General features: G+C 56.2%; 21 protein-coding genes. 19 read left to right on the top strand and 2 right to left on the bottom strand.

Features of this window, described 5'->3' with window-relative positions; genetic code table 11:
* The first annotated feature begins 6 nt into the window (after nucleotides 1-6).
* From fliG to fliR, 12 genes are all read left to right on the top strand, one after another.
* Nucleotides 7-1008 carry a flagellar motor switch protein FliG gene (gene fliG / locus AC097R_RS19435; protein WP_479599869.1) on the top strand — a complete coding sequence of 334 codons (1002 nt, stop codon included), beginning with the start codon at nucleotides 7-9 and terminating at the stop codon, nucleotides 1006-1008.
* Nucleotides 1008-1709 carry a flagellar assembly protein FliH gene (locus tag AC097R_RS19430; RefSeq protein WP_479599868.1) on the top strand — a complete coding sequence of 234 codons (702 nt, stop codon included), beginning with the start codon at nucleotides 1008-1010 and terminating at the stop codon, nucleotides 1707-1709. The genes fliG and AC097R_RS19430 overlap by 1 nt, the downstream gene beginning before the upstream one ends.
* Nucleotides 1696-3117: a flagellar protein export ATPase FliI gene (fliI, locus tag AC097R_RS19425; protein ID WP_479599867.1), complete on the top strand. Its 1422-nt coding sequence runs from the start codon at nucleotides 1696-1698 to the stop codon at nucleotides 3115-3117. The genes AC097R_RS19430 and fliI overlap by 14 nt, the downstream gene beginning before the upstream one ends.
* Entirely contained in the window at nucleotides 3114-3572 is a 459-nt protein-coding gene (fliJ, locus tag AC097R_RS19420; RefSeq protein WP_479599866.1) for a flagellar export protein FliJ, read from the top strand. The genes fliI and fliJ overlap by 4 nt, the downstream gene beginning before the upstream one ends.
* Nucleotides 3569-4693 carry a flagellar hook-length control protein FliK gene (locus AC097R_RS19415; protein WP_479599865.1) on the top strand — a complete coding sequence of 375 codons (1125 nt, stop codon included), beginning with the start codon at nucleotides 3569-3571 and terminating at the stop codon, nucleotides 4691-4693. Before fliJ ends, AC097R_RS19415 begins: the two co-directional genes overlap by 4 nt.
* A 113-nt stretch (nucleotides 4694-4806) precedes the next feature.
* Nucleotides 4807-5382 carry a flagellar basal body-associated FliL family protein gene (locus tag AC097R_RS19410; protein WP_479599864.1) on the top strand — a complete coding sequence of 192 codons (576 nt, stop codon included), beginning with the start codon at nucleotides 4807-4809 and terminating at the stop codon, nucleotides 5380-5382.
* 18 nt (nucleotides 5383-5400) lie between these two features.
* Nucleotides 5401-6405: a flagellar motor switch protein FliM gene (gene fliM, locus AC097R_RS19405; RefSeq protein ID WP_310346929.1), complete on the top strand. Its 1005-nt coding sequence runs from the start codon at nucleotides 5401-5403 to the stop codon at nucleotides 6403-6405.
* Entirely contained in the window at nucleotides 6395-6844 is a 450-nt protein-coding gene (gene fliN / locus AC097R_RS19400; protein WP_477892660.1) for a flagellar motor switch protein FliN, read from the top strand. Before fliM ends, fliN begins: the two co-directional genes overlap by 11 nt.
* Nucleotides 6845-6857: 13 nt before the next feature.
* The gene (locus tag AC097R_RS19395) at nucleotides 6858-7181 is read left to right on the top strand and encodes a FliO/MopB family protein (RefSeq protein ID WP_479599863.1); all 324 of its coding nucleotides are present in this window, start codon (nucleotides 6858-6860) and stop codon (nucleotides 7179-7181) included.
* Nucleotides 7182-7280: 99 nt separating this feature from the next.
* Complete coding sequence (fliP, locus tag AC097R_RS19390) at nucleotides 7281-7973, top strand: flagellar type III secretion system pore protein FliP (RefSeq protein WP_479599893.1); 693 nt, start codon at nucleotides 7281-7283, stop codon at nucleotides 7971-7973.
* 11 nt (nucleotides 7974-7984) lie between these two features.
* Nucleotides 7985-8254 carry a flagellar biosynthesis protein FliQ gene (gene fliQ / locus AC097R_RS19385; protein ID WP_310346936.1) on the top strand — a complete coding sequence of 90 codons (270 nt, stop codon included), beginning with the start codon at nucleotides 7985-7987 and terminating at the stop codon, nucleotides 8252-8254.
* Between the two features lie 12 nt (nucleotides 8255-8266).
* Nucleotides 8267-9034: a flagellar biosynthetic protein FliR gene (gene fliR / locus AC097R_RS19380; protein ID WP_479599862.1), complete on the top strand. Its 768-nt coding sequence runs from the start codon at nucleotides 8267-8269 to the stop codon at nucleotides 9032-9034.
* Nucleotides 9035-9045: 11 nt separating this feature from the next.
* Here fliR and AC097R_RS19375 read toward each other — a convergent pair whose 3' ends face one another.
* Both AC097R_RS19375 and AC097R_RS19370 read right to left on the bottom strand, forming a co-directional pair.
* On the bottom strand, nucleotides 9046-9675 hold the full coding sequence (locus AC097R_RS19375) for a response regulator (RefSeq protein ID WP_479599861.1): 630 nt from the start codon (nucleotides 9673-9675) through the stop codon (nucleotides 9046-9048).
* The gene (locus tag AC097R_RS19370; RefSeq protein WP_479599860.1) at nucleotides 9672-10796 is read right to left on the bottom strand and encodes a hybrid sensor histidine kinase/response regulator; all 1125 of its coding nucleotides are present in this window, start codon (nucleotides 10794-10796) and stop codon (nucleotides 9672-9674) included. Before AC097R_RS19370 ends, AC097R_RS19375 begins: the two co-directional genes overlap by 4 nt.
* A 181-nt stretch (nucleotides 10797-10977) precedes the next feature.
* Here AC097R_RS19370 and AC097R_RS19365 point away from each other — a divergent pair, with 181 nt between their 5' ends.
* From AC097R_RS19365 to AC097R_RS19335, 7 genes are all read left to right on the top strand, one after another.
* On the top strand, nucleotides 10978-11421 hold the full coding sequence (locus AC097R_RS19365; protein WP_310346946.1) for a hypothetical protein: 444 nt from the start codon (nucleotides 10978-10980) through the stop codon (nucleotides 11419-11421).
* 50 nt (nucleotides 11422-11471) lie between these two features.
* On the top strand, nucleotides 11472-11834 hold the full coding sequence (locus AC097R_RS19360) for a response regulator (protein WP_310346949.1): 363 nt from the start codon (nucleotides 11472-11474) through the stop codon (nucleotides 11832-11834).
* A 41-nt stretch (nucleotides 11835-11875) separates the two neighbouring features.
* Nucleotides 11876-13981: a chemotaxis protein CheW gene (locus tag AC097R_RS19355; protein WP_479599858.1), complete on the top strand. Its 2106-nt coding sequence runs from the start codon at nucleotides 11876-11878 to the stop codon at nucleotides 13979-13981.
* A 24-nt stretch (nucleotides 13982-14005) separates the two neighbouring features.
* On the top strand, nucleotides 14006-14494 hold the full coding sequence (locus AC097R_RS19350; RefSeq protein ID WP_479599856.1) for a chemotaxis protein CheW: 489 nt from the start codon (nucleotides 14006-14008) through the stop codon (nucleotides 14492-14494).
* Nucleotides 14495-14593: 99 nt separating this feature from the next.
* The gene (locus AC097R_RS19345) at nucleotides 14594-15406 is read left to right on the top strand and encodes a CheR family methyltransferase (protein ID WP_479599892.1); all 813 of its coding nucleotides are present in this window, start codon (nucleotides 14594-14596) and stop codon (nucleotides 15404-15406) included.
* 56 nt (nucleotides 15407-15462) lie between these two features.
* Nucleotides 15463-16167, top strand: coding sequence for a chemoreceptor glutamine deamidase CheD (cheD, locus tag AC097R_RS19340; protein ID WP_479599891.1), 705 nt, complete (start codon nucleotides 15463-15465; stop codon nucleotides 16165-16167).
* A 7-nt stretch (nucleotides 16168-16174) separates the two neighbouring features.
* A complete protein-coding gene (locus AC097R_RS19335; RefSeq protein ID WP_479599854.1) occupies nucleotides 16175-17260 on the top strand; it encodes a protein-glutamate methylesterase/protein-glutamine glutaminase in 1086 nt (361 codons plus the stop codon).
* Nucleotides 17261-17440: the final 180 nt, after the last annotated feature.

Genomic DNA, 17440 nt, shown 5'->3' with positions numbered 1-17440 from the left:
ACCACCATGGCAAATGACGACGGACTCCAAGACGCGGCAATCCTCATGATGTCTCTGGGCGAATCCGAGGCATCGGAGGTGTTCAAACACCTGTCGCCCAAGGAAGTACAGCGCCTGGGCGAGGCCATCGCCAAGACCACCCAGCTCTCCCGCGAGCGCGTAGACGAGGTAGTGGAGAAATTCACCGGAGTGGCAGCATCGCAGAGTCTGCTGGTGTCCAACTCGGGCGACTACGTGCGCTCCGTGCTCAAGCTGGCTTTGGGCGATGACAAGGCCGCGCTGCTGATCGACCGGATCTTGCAAGGAGGCGATGTCTCCGGCATTGAAAGCCTGAAGTGGATGGACCCGCTGTCGGTGGCCGAGCTGCTGCGCAACGAACACCCACAAATCGTGGCGGCCATCCTGGTGCACCTGGACTATGACCAGGGCGCGGACGTGCTCAAACACCTGACAGAGCGCCAGCGCAACGAAGTGATGCTGCGCGTGGCCACGATGGAAGGTATCCAGCCTACCGCCCTGAAGGACCTGAACGAGGTGCTGTTCAAGGTGCTGGCTGGTGGTGACAAGATTCGTAAGTCGTCTCTGGGTGGTATCAAGACAGCCGCAGAAATGATCAACCTGATGGGTACCGTCATCGAGGGTACGGTGATCGAATCCATCCGCAGCCATGACGCCGATTTGGCCCAGAAGATCATGGACAAGATGTTTGTGTTCGACGACGTCATCAAGCTGGACGACAAAGCCATCCAAATGGTGCTCAAGGAAGTGTCTTCCGATGTGCTGATCGTGGCCCTGAAGGGCGCGCAGCCCGAGCTCAAGGAAAAAATCCTCTCCAATATGTCGACCCGTGCCGCCGCCACCCTGCGCGAAGACCTGGAGTCGCGTGGCCCCATGCGCCTGTCCGAAGTCGAGGCGCAGCAGAAGGAAATCCTCAAGACCGTGCGCCGTCTGGCGGACGAAGGGCAAATTGTTATTGGCGGCGGAGGTGGCGACGACGCCATGGTCTGATGACACGCAGCCAGCACGCCCGTTTCATTCCCGGCGAAGAGGTCGGGACCGTTACCGAATGGGACTTTGGCGCGGTCGACCAGGCGTCGGTGCGGTTTGCAGCCAAGCTCAAGGCGCAGGCCCAGATCGAAGAGCAGGCCAAGGAAGAGAGTTTTCGCAAGGCCGGGTTTGCCGATGGCTATTCCCAAGGCTACGCCCAGGGTCACGCCCAGGCGACGCTGGAAGGTCAACGCCAGATTACCGAATACATCGCCACCCAGGGGCAAGAGACTGCCCGCACCTTTGGCCAGTTGTTTGAAACCGCCAGCGCGCAGCTGGCCGAGTCCGAGCAAGTGATGGCCAAGGGCGTGCTGGAGCTGGCGTGCGAAGTGGCGCGGCAGGTGCTGCGCCATGAAATGTCCACCAACCCCAATGCCTTGCAACCCGTAGTGCGCGAAGCGCTGAGTGTGCTGGCCATTGACAGCAAGGCCGCACTGGTACGGCTCAACCCGCTGGACATGGAGGTCTTGGCCGAGGTGCTGCGCCAGGAGTTTTCCAGCCTGTCGTTGACCCTGTTGCCTGATAGCTCTATTACCCGTGGCGGCTGCCTGGTCGAATCCGCAGGCACTGTGGTGGACGGCACCGTGGAAAAGCGCTGGAAGCGCGCCGTTGCCAGCCTGGGCCTGGAAAGCGCATGGGAGGACGACCATGACGCAGCATGACACGGCGCCCACCAAGTGGCAGTCGTTTCTGGACGATGCCCGCTCGCAGGTATCCCAAGACTCCACGCTGGAGGTGCGTGGCACCCTGACACGATTGACCGGCTTGGTGCTGGAAGCCAGTGGCATTCGCGTGCCGGTGGGCTCCCAGTGCGTGGTGACCATGAAGTCGCGGCCCTCGGTACTGGCGGAAGTGGTGGGCTTTTCGGGTGACAAAGCATTTTTGATGCCTGCTGGCGATGTGCACGGTCTCTCCAGCGGCGCAGGCGTGGCGCCGGCTGCCGCCTATGTGCCCGTGCCCCGTCTGGGCGAGGCCGCGCTGCCGCCTGACTTAGCTGCGGCGGGCATGTTGCGCCTGCCTCTGGGCGATGGGCTGCTGGGGCGGGTGGTGGATTCGCAAGGCAACCCCATGGACCGCATGGGCCATCTCGCGGAAGTGGTATCCAAACCGCTGGACCGCAAACCCATCAATGCGATGGACCGTGCCCCAGTACGTGAATCGCTCGACACGGGCGTACGCGCAATCAACGCTCTGCTAACCGTGGGGCGAGGCCAGCGCCTGGGCTTGTTTGCCGGTTCCGGTGTCGGTAAAAGTGTGCTGCTGGGCATGATGGCGCGCTACACGCAGGCGGACGTGATTGTGGTGGGCCTGATCGGTGAGCGGGGCCGTGAAGTCAAGGAATTTATCGAAGATATCTTGGGCGCTGATGGCCGTGCACGTTCGGTGGTGGTGGCGGCGCCTGCCGATGCCCCGCCACTGCTGCGCATGCAAGGGGCATCGTATGCCACAGCCATTGCCGAGTACTTTCGTGACAAAGGGCAGCATGTGTTGCTGCTGATGGATTCGCTCACCCGCTATGCCATGGCGCAGCGGGAGATTGCGCTGGCTATTGGCGAGCCGCCGGCCACCAAGGGCTACCCGCCTTCATGCTTTGCCAAGCTGCCACAGCTGGTGGAGCGCAGTGGCAATGGCTTGCACGGCGTGGGGTCGATCACCGCGTTCTACACCGTCTTGTCAGAGGGAGATGACCAGCAAGACCCCATTGCTGATGCGGCACGTGCCATCCTGGACGGGCACATTGTGCTGTCGCGCAGCCTGGCAGAGGCGGGGCATTACCCCGCAATCGATGTAGAGCAGTCGGCGTCGCGCGTTATGCACAACGTAGTGTCGCGCGAGCACTTTGAGCTGGCGCGGCGTTTTCGCAGCCTGTATTCCCGCTATGAGAAGGGCCGGGATCTGGTGCAGATTGGAGCCTATGCCCATGGTTCAGACCCCATGTTGGACGAGGCAATTGCCCTGCAGCCGGGCATGCACCAGTTTCTGCAGCAAGATATGTTTGAAGCGGCGTCATTGGACGCCGCATGGCAAGACATGGCGGCCAGCACGTCGCTGATGCAGGCGGGCGCATGAAAGGCTTTCTCCTGGCCATTGAGCTGGCGGAGCGCCAGCGCGACGAGCGCGCCAAGCAATTGGCCGAGGCGCAACGCAACCTGATATTTGGACGGCAGCAGATGTCGCAGTTGGAAACCTATGCCGCTGACACGGATGCCCGCTGGACAGGAGCTGCTGCGGTGGCGTTGTCTGCGGAGCTGGTGCGGCACCATTACCAATTTATGGCCCGACTGCAACAGGCCATTGGCATGCAGGAAGGCGCCATCGCCAACCTGCTGCATCTGGAAAATGTGGCCAAACACGCGTTGCTGCAGGCGGAGTGCCGTGTGACCGGTCTGCAGCAGGTGCTGCGCAGGCGCCAGGCCCAGGCCGCGTTGCTGGAGCAGCGCCGCGAGCAAGCGCGCATGGATGAAATGGCCGCATTGCTGTACGCCAGAAACCGCGCTACCCCAGTTTTCGGAGATACACGATGACCATTGAAATGAGCCCCAAAGCAAGCCCCGTGAAGCCACAGGGGCACGCTGCCAGTGGCAAGCCACGCGGCACCGGAGGCACGCAGGAGGAGGGTGCGGAAAACGGATTCTCAGCATTGCTGGCCGCTGCTGATAGCGAAGAAAAATCAGATGCCACCGGAACGGCTGCAAATGGGCAAGACGACGCCTCGTTACAGGCTGCTGGCTTGCCGCAGACAGACTTGGCCTCGGGCGCGACCGATACACCCGTTGTGGACGCCAGTGCGCTGCTGGCACAAGCCCTGGCGATCAATCCTGCGCAGCCTGAGGGCGGTGTACCGCGTGCGGCGGGCAAGCACGCAGTGGTGGCTGTGGGTTCGGGTCTTGCCAGTGTGGGTGAAGGGCAAGCGGTCAACCCGTTCACCGCCCATAAGCCGGGCAAGGACGCAGGTGAACAGGCTCTGAAGCAGGAAGCCTTGGAGAGCACACTGTCCGCTTCGACCCATGCCAATACCAAGTCGGTCGCGCAGGAGTTTAAGGAAGCGTCTCCGCAGGACATGTTCAAAGCGCTGCAAACGGCTGTAGAGGCGTTGCCCGTGGCGGTAGCTACCACCCGTGAAAAGGCGCTGGCCGAGCCGGTGGGCGCCAAGTCAGCCCCTGCCGACTCCGCGCCGGTAGGTTTCGCATCTTCATCAGGCCCGCTGGGGGCGGATGGCGTGGTTTCCGCGCAATCGACCACCACGGTGGAGTCCTTCGTGGCTGAGCAAGTGACGTATTGGATTGGCCAAGACGTGCAAAAAGCAGAGCTGAAGCTGGACGGTCTGGGGGTTGACCCCGTGGAGGTGAGTATTTCCATGCAGGGCAATGAAGCCCATGTATCTTTCCGCACCGATGAGCTGCAGGCCCGGGATGCTTTGGAAAATGCCTCTATCCATCTGAAAGAACTGCTTGGGCGGCAAGGTGTCGTGTTGTCGGGAGTGTCTGTAGGCACTTCCCAGAGTGGGGATGCCTCGACGGGCCAGGGGGGGCGACAACGCCCAGATGGTCGCAGGGGGGTGGTGAGCACCCTGGGGCCCGTGGCGGTAGAGGCCAATCGCCCTTCCCGGGTGGCCAATGGCCGAACCCTTGATCTTTTCGTGTGACAGCAGGAATCTGTCAATAATGGCGGGGGACCTGAAATCCTCCTCTTTATTCGTGCTTCGCCCAGTGGGGCTGCATGAATAATGTTTTGAATTGTTGCAATTAAGGAATCGCAGTGTCAGCAAAACCCGAAGCGGCCGATGCCGGCAAAGCCCCGGCCAAAAGCAAAAAGATGCTGATCATCATCGTGGCGGCGGTGCTGGTATTGGTTGTGGGGGCTGGCGCTGCCTTTTTCGTCATGAAGCAACGTGCTGCCGCAGATGATGGCGAAGACGCGGCACCCGCCAAAGCAGCCGCCCACGTGGATCCCAAAGCCATACCGGCCTATCTGCCTTTGGATGCGATGGTGGTGAACTTGGCAGACCCTGGTGGCGAGCGGGTTGCACAAATTGGGATTACCCTGGAAGTGCAGGATGCGCACTCTTCCGATACGGTGAAGGCCTACCTTCCGGCCATTCGAAGCAGCATTTTGATGCTGATTTCGCAACGCACGGCGGAAGAGTTGCTAAAGCCAGAAGGCAAGGAAAAACTGGCCAAAGATATTTTGCGGGAAGCCGCCGTGCCCTTTGGTGGGGGTGACGACGACGAGCACGAAGAAGAAGCGGCGAGCACCAAGAAAAAGAAGCGGAAGGTCGTCCACGTGGAGTACCCCGTAAAAGGCGTTTTATTTTCCAGTTTTATTGTTCAGTAGGGTGTCACAGGAAGTTCTATGAGTGAATCATTTCTTTCCCAGGAAGAAGTTGACGCACTCCTCGAAGGCGTCACGGGCGAAAGCCAAAAGACGGTAGAGGAGGCGGCGGAGCATGGCGAAGTCCGCTCGTACAACATTTCCAGCCAGGAGAGAATTGTCCGTGGCCGCATGCCGACGATGGAAATCGTCAACGAGCGCTTTGCGCGGAATCTGCGGGTAGGTCTGTTCAACTTCATTCGCCGAAGCCCTGAAATCTCTGTGGGCCCGGTTGCTGTGCAGCGCTACAGCGCATTTTTGCGCGAGCTGGCAGTGCCAACCAACTTCAACATTGTGGCCATCCGGCCCCTACGTGGCAGCGGGCTGATCGTGTGTGAGCCTGCGCTGGTGTTCGGCGTGATTGACACCTTGTATGGTGGTATCGGCAAGTTTCAGACCCGAATCGAAGGGCGGGATTTTTCCGCCACGGAGCAGCGCGTTATCAACCGCTTGGTGGATGTCATCACCACGGAGTACAAAAAAGCCTGGAAGGGCATCTATCCCTTGGAGCTGGACTACCAGCGTTCGGAAATGCAGCCGCAGTTTGCCAACATTGCGACGCCCAGTGAGATCGTGATTTCAACGTCGTTCCAACTGGAAATTGGTGATATCACGGGAGCTATTCACTTCAGCTTTCCCTATTCCACGCTAGAGCCCATCCGCGATGTGCTGTACTCTTCAACCCAAGGCGACTCGATTGAAGTGGACCGCCGATGGGTCACAGTGTTGACACGGGAGATTCAGGCGGCTGAAGTAACCATGGTGGCGGAATTGGCCCGTGCAGATGCCACGGTGGAGCAGCTGCTGGCGATGAAAAAGGGGGACTTTATCGAGTTGGACAGGCAACCGAAAATCCAAGCAACTGTCGATGGAGTTCCGATTTTTGAATGCCAGTACGGCACACACAATTCCAAGTATGCAATTCGCATAGACAAAGCGCTGCGAGGCAATGACCAAAACTGGTTGGGAGAACGAAATGGCATCTGAAGACAAACCCGACGAAAACGCCGCACCGGCAGACGATGGGATGGCCGACTGGGCTGAGGCCCTGCTAGAGCAAAAAGCGACGGATTCCAGCGGAGGGGATGCCTCCTCGGGTGGCCCTTTGTTCGGCGAAGCCCCCAAACCATTTTCATCCTCATCCAGTGCCGATGGGCATGCCAATGACATCAACATGGTGCTGGATATTCCGGTGCAACTCTCGGTTGAGCTTGGCCGTACCAAGGTTCCCATCAAGCACATTTTGCAGCTGGGACAGGGTTCTGTGGTTGAGCTGGACGCGCTGGCGGGTGAGCCTATGGACGTGCTGGTCAACGGCTATTTGATAGCGCAAGGCGAAGTGGTGGTGGTGAACGACAAGTTCGGTATTCGTCTTACCGACGTGGTGACACCCTCCGAGCGTCTGCGTCGGGTCAGCAAAAACTGACGGTGGCACGGCGATGACGCAACAATTGCTCCTGGTCGGAGCGTTTCTTGTTTTGTTGGCATGTCTTCCGTGGGCGTTGCGAAGGTTCAAAATGCGCAGCGGGTTGTCCAGCGCAGAAGCTGCTGGGCAGTCGCGCTTTATCTCCGCTGTTGCCGTGGGCCCCCACCAAAGGGTGGTGACCGTTGAGGTTGGCCCTGAGAGTGCGCGCGTGTGGCTAACCTTGGGCGTGACAGCCCAGGCTATTCATTGTTTGCACACAGCACCCGCAGCAACTGTGGATCCAGGCACTGGGCCCTTGCGTGATGTGCAGGCAACAGTACCCAAGATTCGGGAATAACATGGTTGTTTCAGCGTGTATGTCGGTGGAGGTCGCTTGACCAAAATAGGTGTTTTACGCAGAGCCGCTTTGGGCCTGTTGGTCTTGGGTTTGACGGGCATGTCGTACGCGCAGGCGCCCGGGCAGCTTCCGTTGCTGGTGGGCTCAGGAGAGAGTGGACTGAGCTTTTCGGTGCCCATACAAACCCTGCTGTTCTTTACGGCACTCTCTTTTATCCCGGCTATTTTGTTGATGATGACGGGATTCACCCGCATCGTGATCGTGTTGTCCCTCTTACGGCAGGCGTTGGGAACCCAATCTGCGCCCCCCAACCAGGTGGTCGTAGGACTTTCTTTGTTTTTGACCTTGTTTGTCATGGGGCCTACGTTTGATCGCATTTATGCGGATGCCTATGAACCATACAGCCGCAGTGCGATTTCTTTCGAGCAGGCCCTGGCCAAGGCAGAAGTTCCTATCCGCAACTTCATGGTGAAGCAGACCCGCCAGTCTGACTTTTCCTTGTTTGCCAAATTAGCCAAGCTGGGCCCTGAAGTGAATGCGGACAACGCTCCTATTCGCGTGTTGGTGCCTGCTTTTGTGATCAGTGAACTGAAATCGGCCTTTCAAATTGGCTTCATGATCTTCATCCCGTTTTTGGTCATCGACATCGTCGTCGCGTCGGTGCTGATGTCCTTGGGGATGATGATGTTGTCGCCGGTTCTAGTAGCACTGCCTTTCAAGCTCATGCTATTTGTACTAGCGGATGGCTGGAATTTGCTGATCGGTTCCTTGGCCGCTAGTTTTGTCACGTAGAGGGCCTGTCAATGAATGCACAAATGGTGTTGTCGATGGGTCAGGAGGCATTGTTGATGCTTCTGATGGTCTCTTCTCCGGTGCTGGGCGCTGCATTGTTGGTCGGCCTGCTCGTCAGCCTGTTTCAGGCCGTTACGCAAATCCACGAGGCAACCTTGGCATTTGTGCCCAAGTTGGTGGCCGTTATTGCAGTTTTTGCCATAGCTGGACCCTGGATGTTGACCATGCTGGTGGAGTACATCCGACGCATGTTCGAGGCCATCCCCAGCTCGGTGGTTTAGCGAAATGCTGTTGTGATTTCCTTCACAGAGGCCCAGATTGCGGCCTGGATTTCACCGATCCTGTGGCCGTTTTTGAGGGTCCTCGCAGTATTCACGTCAGCCCCGGTTTTTTCATCCAGGGCCTTTCCCATGCGGGCCAAGATTGCCTTGGCGATGTTTGTGGCCGTGGCATGCCAAGCCAGCATCCCTGCTGGCGTGGCTTACAGCGTCAATTCTCCAGAGGCCTTGGGCGTCGTCGTCCAGCAGGTGGTCATCGGGTTGGCCATCGGGTTTGCTGTCCGGCTGGTCTTTGCTGCGGTAGAGCTGGCGGGGGAGGTGGTGGGTTTTCAGATGGGCTTGAACTTTGCAGCGTTCTTTGACCCGTCGTTGAACTCTCAGTCCAGTGCAGTAGCGCGGTTTTTCGGACAAATGGCGTCGTTGCTGTTCGTCGTCATGAATGGGCATTTGATGGTCTTGATGGCCGTCACCAAAAGTTTTGAGGCATTTCCCGTGGGGCCGCACTTTCTGGATGCACTGGCAGCCATGCAGCTCTACCGCTTGGGGACGGAGCTGTTTGCCAGTGCCCTGTGGATGGCGTTGCCTATGGTGGGGATGTTGATGTTTGCCAACTTAGCCCTGGGGATCATTTCCCGGGTAGCCCCCCAAATCAATATTTTTGCGGTTGGATTCCCCATCACGCTGGTGGTGGGGATCGTGGGTATCGCCATGACATTGCCCATGCTGGACCAGCCTTTTGTAGCGCTGATGTCCCATGCCGTCGATATATTTTCGGGCCACTGACGTTGGTGTCCCTAGACCAACTCGTTACGGATTGCGTAGACCGTCAACTCGGCGTTGTTGGTTAACCCCAGCTTTTCCAGCAACCGCGCGCGGTAGACGCTGACCGTTTTGGGGCTGAGCATCAGTTCTTCCGCAATGTCCGAGAGACGCTTGCCTGATGCGATTTTTAGCAAGGTTTGTAGTTCGCGCTCAGAAAGTCGGTCGTGCAGAGATTCGCTGTTTGGGGCCGACAGCTGATCAACCAACATGTCAGACACGCTGGCGGTCACGTACTTGCGACCGCGGGCTACGGCCCGGACAGCTTCCACCAGTTCTGCGGGGTCTCCCGCTTTATTGAGGTAGCCATGTGCTCCAGCCCGTAGGCAACGTATTGCGTATTGGTCCTCCGAAAACATGGACACCACCAACACCCGAACCGGTGACTGGCTTTCTCGCAAGCTGGCCAAAACCTCCAGGCCGCTGCGCCCCGGCAAATTGATGTCCAGAATCAAAACGTCACAGACCGTAGCGCGCAAATGTTCTTTCAATTCGGCGTAGTTGCCAGACTCACCGACGACTTGCATGTCGACGCAATCGGCCAACGTATCCCGAATTCCCCGCCGCACCATGGCATGGTCATCACATAGCAACACGCGAATCATGACCCCGACTCCTCGTGCTCAGCGGCTGTTGAGTTCAAGGGGATGGTCAGCGTGATGGAGGTTCCAACCCCCACGCTCGAACTGATGTCCAGCCATCCATTCACAGTTTTGGCGCGTTCCTGCAGACCTCTGAGACCAAATGACTTTTCTTTTTGCAATGCGGTATGTGCCAGCCCAGGGCCGGTGTCGCTGATTTCCACAGTCAGAACGTCGCCTTGGTCTGAAATCTCAATTCGAACAGCACTGCCATCTGCGTGTTTCACTATGTTGGTTAGCGACTCTTGCACGGTGCGATAGGCCGTGAGCAGAATGGGGGCGTCCAGGCGCATTGTGTCGCTGCTGGCAGTGAGTTGAACTCTGGAGTTCGTGCGTTGTTCGAAACCTTGAACAAGCCACTGCACCGATGCCAGCAAGCCTTGGTCCAGGATGGCCGGCCGCATATTGAGCATGATCCGCTGACTGGCCTCAATCGCATGCTGGATCATTTCTGTGGCCGTGGCGATATGGTTTTGAAGGCTCTGGTCTTGGCTATGGCGAGATAGCCACGCCAAATCCAGACGGGCTGCCGCCAAGGAGCCGCCGATGTCATCGTGAATTTCGCGCGCAATGGAGGCTCGTTCTTTTTCTATGGCTAGCTGCAAATGGTGGGCAAATTCTGTAATGCGCCGCTCAGAGGCAGCGAGCTCCCGGTCCGCTTTTTCTTTGGCTGCTTTGATGGACTGCATTTCCAAGGCACGTCGAATGACGCGATCCAAAGACTCCAAGTTGTCTTTGTGCAGGTAGTCGCTGATGCCGCGCTGCACTGCGTCCACAGCGGCAGCCTCCCCAATGGCCCCCGATAACAGGATAAACGGAGTTACCTTGCCTACTTCCTGTAGTACTGCCCATGCATCCAGGGCATTGAAGCCGGGAAGGCGGTAGTCCGCCAGGATGACGTCATATTCGCAGGTGTCGATCCGTGTTTTAAACGTCTCCAGCGTATCTGCGCGGTCCATTTCGAATGACAGTCCGGCTTTTTTAAGCGCGCGGGAGGTCAGGCTGTGGTCGGGTGTCGAGTCCTCCAGATGCAGAATTCTTACAGGGCAACTGGGGCTGCCAAGGGCGGTGCTAGGCGCTATCATCTTTGCAATTATGAAGGCGCTTGTGGTTAGCCGGGTTGGGGGTGCCAAAGGGCGTCAATGTTCGCAGCTAATGTTTGCCAAATTTGGAAGAATCCTGCTACCCTAGGCATACAAATAAGCCTCCATGATTCACAATCATGTGACAGATTGGTATAAAGACAGGCCTAGAGGAAGAATGACAATGGAATCATCGTTGACGACGCCTGCTGCTCCCGCCGTTCAGCTACCTGTCATGTTGGTTGCGGAAGTCCAAGACTCCTTGTTGGTCGTTGTGCACGATTTGACAAGGTTGGATGGTCTATTGGCGCACACCATGGAAAATCTCATGGAGCGCTTTACGACCGCCAGCGCCAATCTGGCATCACCGGCCCTGGGCGCATCTCAAGAGCTTGAGTTGGTCCGCAACACGTTGCGGGCGGCTGTGACCGAGCTGCAATTCCAGGACATGGCATCTCAACTCATTGTGCACACCTCCAAAATTCTTCAGGGCTGCGCATATCGTTTGGCGTCTGAGTCTATGGGCTCAGAAGATGGTGAGGCTGTGCCATTTGTGGAAGAGGTCCCTGAGCGGCCCAATCCCGTTACCCAAGATGAGATGGATGCTGGCTCTATTGAGCTTTTTTAAAGACCCGCCCGATTTACTTCATTCATTAACAGGACATTCCGGAGTTCCCTATGCCTTTAATTCTTGCTGTTGATGATTCGCCCTCGATGCGCAAAATGGTTTCGTTCACGTTGACTGGTGCTGGCTACCAAGTTGTTGAGGCGGTGGATGGGCAAGATGCCTATGAAAAGGCGCAGGCACAGACATTTGACCTCGTGCTCACGGATCAAAACATGCCTCGTTTGGATGGCCTTGGCCTGACCCGCAAGCTGCGGGATCATCCTCAGTTCAAAACGATCCCCATATTGATGTTGACCACAGAATCCAGCGATCTGATGAAGCAAGCGGGACGCGCCGCGGGAGCGACAGGGTGGTTGGTCAAGCCGTTTGATCCAGCACGGCTCTTGGATGTCATTAAAAAAGTTATCCGTTAAACATTACCGTCCATTTGCTGGCATAAAAATAGGAGATTGACATGGCTGAGACCCATCAAGACAGCGGCGGAGCGGGCGGTGACTTCGACTTAAGTCAGTTTTATCAGATCTTTTTTGAGGAAGCGGGAGAAAACCTGGATCAGATGGAGCAGATGTTGCTCAACCTGAACCTGGAGACGGCGGATGACGAAGAGCTGAACGGCATCTTTCGTTGTGCGCATTCCGTGAAGGGCGGTGCTGCGACGTTCGGGTTTGCTGACGTGGCTGAATTAACGCACCAGATGGAGTCACTGTTGGATCGGCTGCGCCGTCACGAATTGCAGCCAAATGCTGCCATGGTAGATGTGCTTCTGGAGTCTGCCGATGCGTCTCGCAGTTTGTTGGCTCGGCATCAAGCGGGCGATGAAGGCGAGGCAATGCCCACGGGCGACTTGGTTCGCAGAATTAGTGAGTTGGCCGCTGGAGGGGCTCCTGCGCCCAAAGCAGTGCATGCACCCGCGCCTGCCGCTGTAGCGAAGCCCGTGCAAGCGGCGCCGGTGGCTCCTTCAAGCTCCGGAAGAAACATCGAAATAAAGATCGGCCCTTTGGAGCGGCCGGAGCAGGCCGATGCCATTAAAGAGCTGTTTCGAGATATCCCGGGGCTTGGGCAGATCCGCGTGTTGGAAAGTGATCGGGCTGACACCCGCGTCTTTGCGGTAGAAACCAACTCTACCGACGAGGACTTGCTGGACCTGTTCGCCTTCCACGTATCTCGCGATAAAGTGATTATTTCGGCTGTTGAGGATGATGTGCCGGCAGTTCAGGCTTCGCCTCAATCGGTAGATCAGGGGCTGGCAGAAGGAACGGCTTTTGGATTCTTTGACGGATCGCCTGGCGCACCGTCGCAATCGGGCGCGTCAGAGCCCTCAGGTGGGGCTTTGGTGGTTGAGTCACTCGCCGCAAAGGCAGCGCCCAAAGCGCAAGCCGCTGCAGCCGCACAGCCCGAGGCAGCCACAATTCGCGTTGCGATCAGCAAGGTAGATCAGCTCATCAATTTGGTGGGTGAGCTTGTAATCACCCAGGCAATGCTGGCGCAGAACAGCAGGGCATTGGATCCTGCGATTTACCAGCAGTTGCTGACTGGATTGGCAGATTTGGACCGCAATACACGCGACTTGCAAGAGTCCGTCATGTCCATTCGCATGATTCCCATGTCTATTGTGTTCAGCCGATTCCCTCGTATGTTGCGTGACTTGGCCGGCAAGCTTGGCAAGAAGGTGGATTTCGTCACGCAGGGCGAAGCAACCGAATTAGACAAAGGGCTGGTTGAAAAGATCACAGATCCGTTGACCCATTTGGTCAGAAACAGTTGCGACCATGGTGTCGAAATGCCCGGCGATCGGATTGCCGCCGGTAAATCTGAAACCGGAACGATCACTTTGTCGGCATCGCACCAGGGTGGCTCAATCGTGATTGAGGTGCGTGATGATGGGCGCGGCCTATCAAGAACCAAGATTCTGAGCAAAGCCAAAGAGCGAGGGTTGGATGTTTCTGACCAGATGTCCGATGCGGAGGTTTGGCAGTTGATTTTTGCACCAGGATTTTCCACGGCAGCAGTTGTGACGGATGTATCGGGCCGTGGTGTTGGAATGGACGTGGTGAAGCGCAATATTGCGGCCCTCAATGGAACCGTGGAAATCGATTCTGCGGAGGGCTATGGCATGAAGGTGTCGGTGAGGCTGCCGCTCACGCTCGCGATCATGGACGGTATGTCGGTGGGGGTTGGCGAAGAAGTTTATATTCTTCCGCTGTCCTCGGTCGTAGAGTCGTTCCAGGTGAAGGCAGATGCGGTCAGCACGGTCGGCCAAGGTTCACAACTGGTCAAAGTTCGTGACGAATACATGCCTGTGATTGAGCTGGAGAAAGTCTTTCAAATCCCCCGTTTCGACTTTGAAAAATCTAGCGACATCATGGTGGTGGTCGAGGCGGATGGCAGTCGAGTCGCTTTGTTGGTGGACGAGCTTCTGGGGCAACAGCAGGTGGTTGTAAAGAACTTGGAGTCCAACTACCGGAAGGTTCCCAATGTGTCTGGCGCAACGATTCTGGGCGACGGGAAAGTTGCATTAATTCTGGATACGGGCGCTTTGGTGCGTCGGTCCCGCCACTAAGCACTGCTACAAAAGGAGTTCGTCATGGGAATGATGGAAAAGCTGAATGAACTGACCGCATCAGGTGCGCGTGAGTACCTGACCTTCCGATTGGATCAAGAAGAATATGGCATTGACATACTCAAGGTCCAGGAAATCAGGGGGTACGAACCCCCAACCCGGGTTGCCAATGCCCCCAATTTCATCAAGGGCGTGGTCAATTTGCGAGGAACCATCGTTCCTATTGTTGACATGCGTCTCAAATTCAACTGCTCCAAAGCAGAGTACAACTCCTTCACCGTCGTGATTGTGTTGAACCTCCGCAATCGAATCGTTGGGATCGTGGTTGATTCAGTGAGCGATGTGATGGAGCTGCCGCCCGAGAATTTGAAATCCGCACCAGATATAGACAGCGTAATCGACAGTGCAGCTGTTTTGGGATTGGGCTCTCTGGGTGATCGCATGTTGATTTTGTTGGATATCGAGCGACTGATGTCTGCGCCAGAAATGGGGTTAGTGAGCGCGATTGACTGAGCGTGCCTGCAATGCACGCTGCTTGAAATGATGAACACAGCAAGGACATCTGTGCGCGACAGTCGAGTTGATCAGTCTTCCGCCCTATCTGTGGCAGAGATGCAGGGGAGGGAGTTCGCGTGGACGAATGCGGACTTCGATCAAGTGCAAAAGTTGATCTACCAAAGAGCCGGCATAAGTCTGCACGATGGAAAGCACGCCATGGTCTACAGCCGTCTGTCGCGACGACTCAGAGACACCGGTTACCAGAGCTTCCGGGAGTACTTGAGCTGGTTGGAGTCCACAGATGGGCCTGAGTGGCAAGAGTTCATCAATGCCTTGACGACCAATCTAACGTCCTTCTTTCGCGAGCATCATCACTTTGAGATCTTTGCTGATTATTTGAAAACCAAAGCGCTTGGCTCCGGATTCCGCGTGTGGTGCAGTGCGGCGTCAACAGGTGAAGAGCCTTATTCCATCGCAATGACGGCGATGGATGTTCTCGGAAAGGGGAAATTTTCCTTAACTGCCAGTGATATCGATTCCAAAGTACTGGCAACAGCGTCCCAAGGTGTCTACCGTTTGGAAGCGATGAAGGGTGTGTCTGCTGAGCTTGCGCGCAAGTTTTTTATGCGAGGCAAAGCTGGCAATGCTGGGCTGGTGCGCGTAAAGCCTGAGTTGCGTCAATCAATTGATTTCGTGATCGTTAATTTGATCAAAGATGACTGGCCTTTCAAAGAGCCCTTTGACGCTGTGTTTTGCCGCAACGTCATGATCTACTTTGACGCCCCTACGCAGCGGCGGGTTTTGGAAAAAATACACCGCGTGATGAAACCTGGAGCGTTGCTCTTTGTTGGCCATGCTGAAAATTTCAGTGATTCAAAAGATTTGTTTGTGTTGAAAGGGAAGACTGTTTACGAACGCTGTCGCTAGTCGCCTTCACACTGGATCCTCCGCTGTTGAACGCCCAGATTGAACCTAATTATCAAATGAACCTTCCTCAAAATGCAACAATTGCAGGCGGAGCCCGCTCCACGGTGGGTTTGGTTGCTCCTAAAGTGCTAGCAAATGGCCGTATATCGAAGGTTGACCAACTAAAGTCCCAGCCGCGAAAGCCTGGAGAAGCGTCGTTCTTCTATGCGGATCATCATTTTCAATACGATGCGGTAAAGGTTTTGCCGGGTGAGTATTTTGTCGCCAATGAAGATCTGGTGATCATGACTGTCTTGGGCTCTTGTATCGCCGCGTGCATTTGGGACGGCAAGGCACGCACAGGTGGAATGAACCACTTCATGCTGCCTGATGGAGACAGTGCCGATGGTTCTGGGCGCTATGGGTCCTATGCTATGGAGTTGTTGATCAATGAGATGTTGAAATTGGGGGCTCGTCGTGAGAGCATGCAGGCAAAAATCTTCGGTGGAGCGCAAGTCATGGCAGGCTTCACTACGATGAACGTCGGTGAACGTAACACGAAATTTGTACTGGACTATTTGGCGACCGAGCGGATTCCTGTGGTTTCGCAAGACGTGCTGGACATTCATCCACGCAAAGTGTGTTTTTTCCCTGTTAGCGGGAAGGCACTGGTGAAAAGGTTGGCACACTCCCACCCCGAAACGTTGGCTGTGGAAGAGCGCAAAGGGAATGCACTATCGGTCGCGAAGTCCACTGCGGGTGGATCTGTTGATTTGTTTTGATTAGCCAATGAAGAAAATTAAGGTTGTAGTCGTTGACGATTCTGCGTTGGTCAGAAGTTTGTTGGCTGAGATCATCAATAAGCAGTCTGACATGACTTGCGTGGGCGCCGCCAATGACCCGCTGATCGCGCGTGAAATGATTCGCGACCTGAATCCAGATGTCATCACCTTGGACATAGAGATGCCCAAGATGGATGGCTTGGATTTTCTGGGGCGCCTAATGCGCCTGAGGCCCATGCCTGTGGTCATGATCTCAACGCTGACTGAGCGTGGCGCAGAGGTCACGATGCGGGCCCTGGAGTTAGGCGCAATCGACTTTGTTGCCAAACCAAGGATAGGTCTGACGGATGGCTTGAAGGAGCTCTCTGCCAATATCGTTGAAAAAATCCGGATTGCGGCGGCTGCGCAGATTAAACGAGCTTCGCCTGCGCAGGCTGTCTTGCGATCAGACGGGCAGTCTGGCGGTAGTGCGCTGCTGAATGCACCGATTGGCCGGATATCCACAGAGAAGTTGGTGTGCATTGGAGCCTCTACGGGCGGAACGGAAGCCATCAAAGAGATTCTTACCCGTTTACCCGCTGATGCCCCCGGCGTCGTGATTACGCAGCATATGCCGCCTGGATTCACAACAAGCTTTGCTGCGCGCTTGAATAGCTTGTGCCAAATTACGGTGCAAGAGGCGGTGAATGGAGCCCGGATTCTCCCTGGGCATGCATATATCGCACCTGGGGGTAAGCACTTTCGTATTGATCGTAGTGGAGCCAATTATGTTTGCGTGGTTGAAGAGGGTGAGCTGGTGAACCGTCACAGGCCCTCCGTGGAGGTCTTGTTTAAGTCGGCCGCAAAAGTCGCAGGTAAAAACGCGTACGGGATCATGCTCACCGGGATGGGTGGGGATGGTGCCAAAGCGATGAAAGAAATGAAGGACGCTGGAAGCTACAACTATGTGCAGGACGAGGCCTCATGCATTGTGTTTGGCATGCCCAGGGAGGCCATCTTGTGCGGGGCTGCGGACGAAGTCCTACCCTTGCTGGATATCGCCCCTGCGTTACTTCAGCGCTTGAAGGGCTCCTCTGATAGATACCGGGTATAGCTTCTGTCTTCGCGCCTCTATTTCATGTTATAGTCGAAGGCTTCGGACGAAACAGGCCGAGGGTTTTAGAGCTGCTGAGCAGTTCTAAAAAAAGCAAAAATCTTTTGCTTGGTTTGACAGGGCTTCAAAAAGTGTGTCATAATTCAAGGCTTCGCTGATCACAGCAAAGCAAGCGAAACA

It is taken from the genome of Rhodoferax sp. ZS1R25 (assembly GCF_056521335.1).
This window is presented reverse-complemented; position numbering and strand designations above follow the sequence as displayed.